Origin of the sequence: Microbacterium wangyouchuni, assembly GCF_051546305.1 — a bacterium.
Classification (GTDB): Bacteria; Actinomycetota; Actinomycetes; order Actinomycetales; family Microbacteriaceae; genus Microbacterium.
This window is the reverse complement of sequence record NZ_JBPTMA010000016.1, coordinates 1-8659: the sequence shown is the minus strand read 5'-3', so window position 1 is coordinate 8659 and position 8659 is coordinate 1. Positions and strand designations below refer to the sequence as shown.

At 64.4% G+C, this 8659-nt stretch carries 12 protein-coding genes; 3 read left to right on the top strand and 9 right to left on the bottom strand.

Annotation, left to right across the window (positions count from 1 at the left end):
* Nucleotides 1–141, top strand: a 141-nt coding sequence (locus tag ACSS7Z_RS16185; protein ID WP_438255904.1) for a winged helix-turn-helix domain-containing protein, incomplete at its 5' end; no start/stop codon positions are given.
* Nucleotides 142–154: 13 nt separating this feature from the next.
* On the opposite strand, the gene dprA is transcribed toward ACSS7Z_RS16185, so the two are convergent.
* The 8 genes from dprA to ACSS7Z_RS16145 form a co-directional block, all read right to left on the bottom strand.
* Nucleotides 155–1306, bottom strand: a complete 1152-nt coding sequence (gene dprA, locus ACSS7Z_RS16180; protein WP_438255903.1) for a DNA-processing protein DprA — start codon at nucleotides 1304–1306, stop codon at nucleotides 155–157.
* Nucleotides 1303–2832 (bottom strand): YifB family Mg chelatase-like AAA ATPase, encoded by a 1530-nt coding sequence (locus ACSS7Z_RS16175; RefSeq protein ID WP_438255902.1) that lies wholly within the window; start codon nucleotides 2830–2832, stop codon nucleotides 1303–1305. The genes dprA and ACSS7Z_RS16175 overlap by 4 nt, the downstream gene beginning before the upstream one ends.
* Nucleotides 2829–3191 carry a YraN family protein gene (locus tag ACSS7Z_RS16170; RefSeq protein ID WP_438255901.1) on the bottom strand — a complete coding sequence of 121 codons (363 nt, stop codon included), beginning with the start codon at nucleotides 3189–3191 and terminating at the stop codon, nucleotides 2829–2831. The genes ACSS7Z_RS16175 and ACSS7Z_RS16170 overlap by 4 nt, the downstream gene beginning before the upstream one ends.
* 88 nt (nucleotides 3192–3279) lie before the next feature.
* Nucleotides 3280–3606 (bottom strand): DUF2469 family protein, encoded by a 327-nt coding sequence (locus ACSS7Z_RS16165; protein WP_438255900.1) that lies wholly within the window; start codon nucleotides 3604–3606, stop codon nucleotides 3280–3282.
* A gap of 36 nt (nucleotides 3607–3642) precedes the next feature.
* Nucleotides 3643–4302, bottom strand: coding sequence for a ribonuclease HII (gene rnhB / locus ACSS7Z_RS16160; RefSeq protein WP_438255899.1), 660 nt, complete (start codon nucleotides 4300–4302; stop codon nucleotides 3643–3645).
* Entirely contained in the window at nucleotides 4299–5027 is a 729-nt protein-coding gene (lepB, locus tag ACSS7Z_RS16155) for a signal peptidase I (RefSeq protein ID WP_438255898.1), read from the bottom strand. Before lepB ends, rnhB begins: the two co-directional genes overlap by 4 nt.
* Before the next feature lie 122 nt (nucleotides 5028–5149).
* The gene (gene rplS / locus ACSS7Z_RS16150) at nucleotides 5150–5497 is read right to left on the bottom strand and encodes a 50S ribosomal protein L19 (protein ID WP_438255897.1); all 348 of its coding nucleotides are present in this window, start codon (nucleotides 5495–5497) and stop codon (nucleotides 5150–5152) included.
* 166 nt (nucleotides 5498–5663) lie between these two features.
* A complete protein-coding gene (locus ACSS7Z_RS16145) occupies nucleotides 5664–6158 on the bottom strand; it encodes an MFS transporter permease (RefSeq protein WP_438255896.1) in 495 nt (164 codons plus the stop codon).
* Between the two features lie 99 nt (nucleotides 6159–6257).
* Here ACSS7Z_RS16145 and map point away from each other — a divergent pair, with 99 nt between their 5' ends.
* Together map and ACSS7Z_RS16135 are read left to right on the top strand one after the other, a co-directional pair.
* On the top strand, nucleotides 6258–7040 hold the full coding sequence (gene map / locus ACSS7Z_RS16140; RefSeq protein ID WP_438255895.1) for a type I methionyl aminopeptidase: 783 nt from the start codon (nucleotides 6258–6260) through the stop codon (nucleotides 7038–7040).
* An 84-nt stretch (nucleotides 7041–7124) separates the two neighbouring features.
* Nucleotides 7125–7697 (top strand): histidine phosphatase family protein, encoded by a 573-nt coding sequence (locus ACSS7Z_RS16135; RefSeq protein WP_438255894.1) that lies wholly within the window; start codon nucleotides 7125–7127, stop codon nucleotides 7695–7697.
* A 17-nt stretch (nucleotides 7698–7714) separates the two neighbouring features.
* Here ACSS7Z_RS16135 and ACSS7Z_RS16130 read toward each other — a convergent pair whose 3' ends face one another.
* Nucleotides 7715–8458 (bottom strand): class I SAM-dependent methyltransferase, encoded by a 744-nt coding sequence (locus ACSS7Z_RS16130; RefSeq protein WP_438255893.1) that lies wholly within the window; start codon nucleotides 8456–8458, stop codon nucleotides 7715–7717.
* Nucleotides 8459–8659 lie beyond the last annotated feature (201 nt).

The following is an 8659-nucleotide window of genomic DNA, read 5'->3' as shown; positions in this document are numbered from 1 at the left end:
GAACAGCTGCTCAGCCGGGTATGGGGATACGACTTCGACCCCGGCTCCAACGTGGTCGATGTTTACATCGGCTACCTCCGTCAGAAGCTCGGCACCGGACAGATCCAGACCGTTCGCGGCGTCGGCTACCGGCTGCCATGATCTGCTGCCCCACTCATATCGGCACGCGCTGCCATCCGGCGTCGGTCCGCTGAGCGATCCCCTCAAGCGCGAGCAGACCGAGGATTGCTGCCACACGGCCCGCGTCGAGACCCGATCGTGCCGCAAGATCCCCGGCACTTCGCGCCGTTCTCGTGCTCAGGGCGTCCAGCAGTCGCACCTGATCCGGGTTAGTGCTCTCCGGTGCGGCCGGTGCCGATTCAGTCATCCCGAGCAGCTCACGCACCTCTTGCGCGTTCGTGACGCACTGGGCGTCGTACTCGCGCAGTAACCGATGGCATCCCGCCGACGCTGCCGAAGTCACCGGACCAGGCACCGCCCCCAGAGGTCGCCCCAGCGTCGATGCGTGCCCGGCGGTGTTCAAGGATCCGCTGCGCCATCCCGCCTCGACGACGACGGTGGCCGCCCCCAGCGCGGCGATGAGCCGATTGCGAGCAAGAAATCTCCATTTCGTCGGTGCTGCACCGCAGGGCAGCTCGCTGACGATCGCACCGGCCGCCTGAATTCGTTGAAACAGATCCTGATGCCCGGCGGGATACGCCCGGTCAACGCCGCCGGCGAGAAATGCAACTGTCGCACCGCCGGCGCCCATCGCGGCGCGATGTGCAGCGCCGTCGATCCCATAGGCGCCACCGGAGACCACCAGTGTGCCGGTCGCCGCGAGGTCACCGGCGAGTTCTGCCGCCACGGATTCCCCGTACGCGGTCGCCGCACGTGCGCCGACGATCGCGACCGGATTCGGAGACGAGAGATGGTGGGATGCACCTCGCGCCCACAGCATTGCGGGTGCGTGCTCGCCCAGATCTGCCAAGGCTTGCGGCCACTGAGCGTCACCGGGAAGCAGCAACCGCGCCGCGACCTCGGTGGCGCCTCGCAGCGCCTCCGTCACCGCCCGAGGGTGTGCACGCGGCATCCACCGTTTTCGTGCCTCATCGATCGCTTTTTCCGATAGATGCTGCTTCGACAGGGCGAACTGCAGCGCGTCCACTGCGCCCAGCTGCTCGATCAGGGCGCCTGCCACCCCATCGCCGGGTTCAGCGATGATGCTCCAGGCGACCCGCGCCAGCGTTTCGGTCGGGTGAGTGTCCGGGCGTGCGGATTCTGCGGCCCTCCGAGTCTCGGTGTCGCCGAGCAGCGCCTCCATCATGCGATCAGTCCTCTCTTCAGAAACAACGCCCGTCCCAACTCGTCCGGTCCTGGGGTGTCCACCGCCGCAAGGTCCGCCATCGTCCAAGCGAGCCGCAAAACACGGTCATAGCCTCGAAGTGTGAGCTGACCACGCTCCAGTGCTCGATCCAGCGGCCCGCGCACATCCGACGGCAGGCGAATCTCCCCCTGCCGTAGCCACGTACCGGCCACTTCGGCATTCATCGTCCAGGGCGTTCCTGCCCAACGATTCGCAGCACGCTGCCTCGCTGCCACCACCAGCTCACGAGCATGTGCTGTCGTCATCGCTGAGCGCTCGGTGGAGGTCGCCCGCGACGCGGCTACCCGAGCCACCTGCAGATCGATGTCGATCCGGTCACGCAGCGGGCCGGACAATCGAGCGGAGTAGCGGCGAATCGCGATCGGCGGGCAGATGCACTCTGCACCACGCACGCCGTAGTTTCCGCATGGGCACGGATTCGTCGCCAGGGAGAGCTGGAACCTCGCCGGAAACCGAGCATGAAATCCGGCCCGATCGATGTCGATGCTTCCCGATTCCAACGGTTGTCTCAGGGCATCCAATGCCGCGCGTGAGAACTCGGCGGCCTCGTCCAAGAACAGCACCCCACGATGTGCCCGCACAATCGCTCCCGGGCGCACCGTGCGCGATCCACCGCCGACGAGCGCCGCGACCGAGGCGCTGTGATGGGGTGCTTCCAGTGGCGGCACATCATCGAGCTCGCTCACCATCGCACCCGCGAGCGAGCGGATCGCCGCCACTTCCAGCGCGGCCGATTCTGACAACGGAGGCAGGATGCCGGGCAGACGCCGTGCGAGCATCGTCTTTCCCGCCCCGGGCGGGCCGCTCATGAGAATGTGATGCCCGCCCGCGGCCGCGGCTATCAACGCCTCCACAGCTTCCTCCTGGCCGACAACATCTGCCAGGTCCAAAAGATCTGTCTCACGCGGCACCGCGGCAGTGCCTGCTACGGGTTCAACCTCGGCTACCGCGATGTCAGCTCCGTGCCACATCGCCACCTCTGCCAGTGTGGTGGCCGCTTGCACGCGCATACCCGGCACGAGGTTGGCTTCCGCCTCGTTCGCGTGCGGGACGATCACGCGATCGAACCCGGCGCGCGAAGCGGCGAAGACCGCCGGAAGCACCCCAGGCACCGGGCGCACCCGCCCGTCCAGGCTGAGCTCTCCGATATGCACCGTGCGGGCGATCGATGAGGCGTTCAGCGCTCCCCCTGTCGCCACCGCAGAGATGGCGATGCCCAGGTCGAACCCGCTGCCGTGCTTGGGCAGACTCGCCGGCGACAGGTTCACGGTAAGTCGCTGGCGCGTCAACTCGAGTTGGGCGTTCGTCACCGCGTTGTGCACGCGCTGAGCCGCTTCACCCAGTGCTTTGTCCGGCAGCCCGACGATTTTGAATCCCGGCGTCTGATTCGACACGTCCGCTTCGATCTCGACCAGGTGACCGTCCACGCCCGTCAGCGCGACCGCCCAGGTTCGCGCCGTTCTCATCGCAGATCCACCAGATGCTCAAGCTGACCTGCAGTGGGGTCTCCGCCAATGATCCCGATCACATCGATGCGCAGCATCCGATTCTTGGCGAGGTCGGCATGATCTCGGCACCAGGCGTACCCCAGCCGCCAGAGGCGCTCCTTCTTGCGCTCATCGACCGCTTCGAAGGGATGGCCGAAATCAATACTGCGCCGGGTCTTCACCTCGACGATGCACAGTGCTCCATCGCGCTCTGCGACGATGTCGATCTCGCCCTGCGAGCACCGCCAGTTACGCGCCAGAATCTGATATCCGCGCTCGATCAGATGCTGCGCCGCGCGTTCTTCACCCGCGCGTCCGAGGTCGTCTTTCGCTGCCATGACGACAGCATGCTCAAACCCAGGAGTGCGGGTACCCCGCGATTACACGAACCGTGCAGAATCCTCGTAGAACCCGAAATGGGGATAACTACTTGCCGTCCAGCGACAGGTCCTCTGGCAGCTCGAATTCTCGTCGCTGGAGCTCTTCAACGTTGACGTCCTTGAATGTGAGCACGCGCACGGCTTTGACGAAACGATCGGCACGGTAAATATCCCAGACCCAGACGTCCTTCATCGAAAGCTCGAAATAGAAGTCATGCTCGGTGTCACGACGGACGACATTCACCTCATTGGCGAGATAAAATCTGCGCTCGGTCTCCACTACGTATGCGAATTGCCCTACGACATCGCGATACTCGCGAAACAGTGCGAGTTCGAGCTCGCGGTCGTAGTCGTCGAATGCCTCTTCATCCATGATGAGTCCATCCTATGAGTTCCTGGGCTGGGAAGCTCAGAACAGGGTCGGTGCATCGGCTATCGCCCACGACGACCGATGAAACGGAGACAGTCCCCGGTCTCTGATCGCGGCACGATGCTCGGCGCTGGCGTAGCCCTTGTTGCGATTCCACTGGTACGGCGAGTGCTGCTCATGCAGCTCGGCCATGTGTGTGTCTCGCGCCACTTTGGCGATCACAGATGCTGCCGAAACAGAGGCGCAGTCCCGGTCCCCCTTGATCACCGAGCGCACCTGCAAGGGCACCGGATGCACGGCCGAAACATAATCGTGGTTGCCGTCCAGGATCACCAGCGTGCGCTCGAGAGACACACCCTGTACGACCACGGCGTCGATTGCCCGGGATGCGGCCAGCCCCAGTGCGCGGATGATTCCGACCTCGTCAACCTCGGCGGCGCTCGCCCAGCCGACACCGGATGCCGGCACCCAGGCTGCGGCACGGGCGGCGACATCGGGACGACGCTTCTCGGTCACCAGCTTCGAGTCGCGCAAGCCTTCCGGCACGCGGCGGCGGGCCCCGGCAGCATCCATCACAGCCGAACCGACGGCGACCGGGCCTGCCAGCGCACCGCGCCCGACCTCATCGAGCGAGATGATCAGGTCGTACTCGGCCAGGAGTTTGCGCTCCAGACGCAGGGTGGGCGCAACTACCGTCATTCTGGCTCCGGAACCCCGTTGAATACGGGATGATGTCCATCGATCGTGCCGATGCGTCCGAGCGGCCACGTCGTCAAGAAGGCCTTGCCGACAACGTTGTCCAGGGGCACGAAACCACCACTGGGCAGGTCTTGATGGGCGCGAGCATCCTGCGATCGGTCGCGGTTGTCACCGAGCAGCCACAGTGAGTCCGCGGGCACGGTGACATCGAAGGGCTCGTTGGATGCGGCGGTGTCCCCCTCGGGCAGGTTCAGATACGACAATTCATCAACGGGCGCCCCGTTGATCTCGATCTGACCGAGCGCGTTGCAACAGACCACGTGGTCGCCGGCGGTACCGATGATGCGTTTGACGAGGTGATCTTCGCTGTCGGACGAACTCAGCCCGATCACCGTGAGCAGCGAATCGATCGCTTCGATCAGCGGTGGCCCGGCCGGCTTCTGCACCTGCGCTGGCAGCCACCCGCCCGGATCCTCGAACACGACCACGTCGCCGCGTTCGTATCCCGTCCAGCGCGGCGTCAGCTCATCGACCAAGATTCGGTCGTTCACCAGGAGCGTGCGCTCCATGGATGCGGAGGGAATGTAGAACGAGCGCACGATGAAGCTCTTCACCAGGAACGACACCAGAGCGGCGATCACGATGATCACCAGCACGTCACGTAAGAAAATCCAGAATCCGCGGCGCCTCCTACCGGGGACCTCACGGGCGGATTCAGTCGTCATCGCGTTCCTTCACGGGGAGCTTCACACCGCGCACTGACGGCTCATTCAAGGTTCCCATACTCCAGGCCGAACAAAAGCACCCCGAGACGCTGTGTCCCGGGGTGCTTGAAAGAATATCGCGATCAGTTGTCGCGCTTCTCCTTGATCTTGGCCTTCTTGCCGTGCAGCTTGCGCAGGTAGTAGAGCTTCGCGCGGCGCACGTCACCACGGGTGACAACCTCGATGCGGTCGAGCACCGGGGAGTGCACCGGGAAGGTGCGCTCGACGCCCACCTGGAAGCTGACCTTGCGGACCGTGAAGGTCTCGCGCACGCCATCGCCCTGGCGGCCGAGGACGATGCCCTGGAATACCTGGATACGAGAGCGCGAGCCCTCAGTGATGTTGACGTGCACCTTGACGGTGTCGCCGGGACGGAAGTCGGGGATGTCGGAACGGAGCGAAGCCGCGTCGACGGCGTCCAGGATCTGCATGATCGTCTCTCTCTGCACTCGCCACAGGTCGGATGCATGAAATGGAAGGAATACGTAGGTGTGTGCTGAACGGCGCTTGACACGACCGCGGGCTCCCCTGAGGCAGAGCCGGTCACGGCACAACGATCCATTCTCGCACGGAACGCGCACCGCACCAAACCGCAGATCAGGGTTCGGCTACCGGCTTTTCCTTCACGATGATGACTTCCTGCTGGCGAAAGGCCTGGTCCCAGGCATCCGGCTCAGAATCCGTCACCATCGTCGGCGTGACGCGGATGCCGACACTCGCGCTGCGAGCCTCATTCCACAGTTGCCAGAGCATCAGCCAGAACAGCGCTATGGCCGCGGCGATCGCGCCGGTCAGCAGCAGCGGGAACCACGCCTGCGGGTAAAAGCCGACCGCAATCGTCAGGGCGTGCCACACGCCGAAACCGAGCACGTCCCACCACGACAGCATCCGGGTTTCCCGCACCGATGCACGCGCCCGTGCCAGGAGGGTCAACACCAACTGTCCGAGGAACACAGACGGAATCGCGATGAACAGCACCCAGAGGAATGCCCAGCCGCCCGCGTTGAAGATGCCCCAGCCAATCAGCAGCCACAGCGGCAGCACAACCGCGGCCGGAAAGAGCCAGCTGTACAGTGCACGTCGCAACCACATGTCACGATCGTACGTCGCACTTCTATGTGCGTCACCAATGTTCGCTGTGAGCGACCACAGCCAGGATCAACGAGAATAGAGAGGACGAGAGGAACACCCATGATCGAATTGCGCACTCCTGCTGAGATTGAAGAGATGCGAGCGGCGGGACGATTCGTTGCCGAGACCCTGGCGACGCTGCGCGATGAGACCAAGGTTGGTACGAACCTGCTCTCCATCGACCGCAAGGCGCACGACCTGATCCGCAAGGCGGGAGCTGAGTCCTGCTACATCGACTACGCACCGTCGTTCGGCAACGGGCCTTTCGGCAAGGTGATCTGCACCTCGATCAACGACGCCGTACTGCACGGACTCCCCCACGATTACACGCTGCGCGACGGCGATCTGGTCTCGCTCGATTTCGCGGTCGCGGTGGATGGCTGGGTGTCCGACTCGGCCGTCTCTTTCATCGTCGGCACGCCGCGCGATGAGGATTTGCGTCTGATCGACACGACGGAGCGTGCTCTGGATGCTGCAATCGCTGCCGCGACCGTCGGCAATCGTATCGGCGACATCTCTGCGGCGGTCGCCGCGATCGCGCACGGCGAGGGCTACTCCATCAACACCGACTTCGGCGGGCACGGCGTCGGCCGCACCATGCACGGCGACCCGCACGTCGCCAACGACGGTCGCGCTGGTCGGGGCTTCCCGCTGCGCGATGGACTCGTGCTGGCCTTGGAGCCCTGGTTCCTCGCCACCACCGACGAACTCCGCACCGATGCAGACGGCTGGACACTGCGCAGCGCTGATGGCTCTCGCGGCGCTCACTCTGAGCACACGGTGGCGATCACCGCTGATGGTCCGATCGTGCTGACTGATCGCACGTTCCTCGGAGTGAAGTAGAGCAGTTCTTCGTGATGCGGTGCCGGCTTCACGCAGCGCCCGGGCTTATGCCATCCTGAGGGCATGATTCCGCAGGATCGACGAGTGCCAGAACGTGTACTGCTGGCTCGTCATGCGCAGGCGGAATGGAATGTCGAGGGACGGCTGCACGGACAGCGGGATTCGCCGCTGACACGTGAGGGAATCGCCCAGGCAGCGCGTCTCGCTGACAGTCTCGCGCCGTACGGGGTCAGCATGGTCTTTTCGAGCCCGCTGGGCAGGGCGCTGCGAACGGCCGTCATCATCGCCGAACGTCTCGGTACCGAGATCGTCGAGATGCCCGAGCTCGCAGAACTCGATCTCGGGGATATGGCCGGGATGACCCGCCCCGAGATCGAACAGGCATTCCCTGGCGCCCGCGAGGAGCGGGCGGAGAACCGCTATGGCTGGGCATTCCCTGGCGGCGAGAGCTATGCACAGGCTCGTGGACGAGCTCGCGCTGCGCTGTCCGCGTGCGGGTGGGAGGCGGATGGACTGCCTCTTATCGTCTCGCACGAGATGATCGGGCGGATGCTGCGCGCCGAGCTGCGCGGCCTGAATCCTGCCGAGACGCTGGAGCTGAGGCATCCGCTCGGCACGGCCTTCGACATCAACGGCCGCGCCGAGCATATGGTCTGACGCGCGTCCGCTGAGTCTCAGGCGTCGGAGCGGTACACGAACACGTCGGTGAGCATCGGCAGGTCGAATTGCTCGCGGCCACGGGTCTGCGGGTCAGCGTCGAGAATGGCCTCGAGCTGCGCGAGCATGCGCCCACGGGTCTTTTCGTCGGCGACAAGGAAGCTACTGACGGTGAGCCAGCGGCTGAGGTAGTCCGCCCGCGTGATCTGCTCGTTCCAACGGATCTGGATCTGCTTCTCGAAAACGAACCCGGGTAATTCCTCTGCTGCGGACTCAGTCGTGCCGTCAGTTTCAGCTACTGCCGGATGCGCGACGCGATGGCAGGCATGGTCCCACGTGCACGTCGGGTCAGAGTGATTCCAGAGCAGCCCGAGGATGCCACCCGGCACCAGCACGCGCGCGATCTCAGCGCACGCCTTCTCCCTGTCGAACCAGTGGAACGCCTGGGCCACCGTCACCGCGTCGACCGCAGCATCCGGCAGCGGAACGTTTTCCGCTCCCCCGACGATCGCTTCGACTTCGGGCAGCTTCGCCCGCAGGATGTCGAGCATCGCAAGAGACGGCTCCACGGCGAACACTCGCTCGGCCCGGTCCGTCAGCAGTTCGGTGAACTTCCCGGTGCCCGCGCCGAGGTCCAGCACCGCGGCTACGCGGGTCGGGATGATCACCCCGGCGGCAGCATCCGGAAATCCGGGTCGGTACCGCTCGTACTCTTCGCCGATGTTCTCGAATGACTGCGCCAGTTGCTGGTGATCCGCCATGCTTCGACGATAGCGTCGATGGGAAGTGAACGAGCCACGAGAAATGCCTTGCTGCATGAGAAATGGCGTAGCAACACGTTTCTCATGTGTGAAGTCTCAGGACATTGGTGACGGTTGTGTCTCAGGACATCGGTAACGCTTCTTGCTGATTTGGTGGTGACACTTCGGTATGGCGTGATCGGGTGATGCCGCCGAATGAGC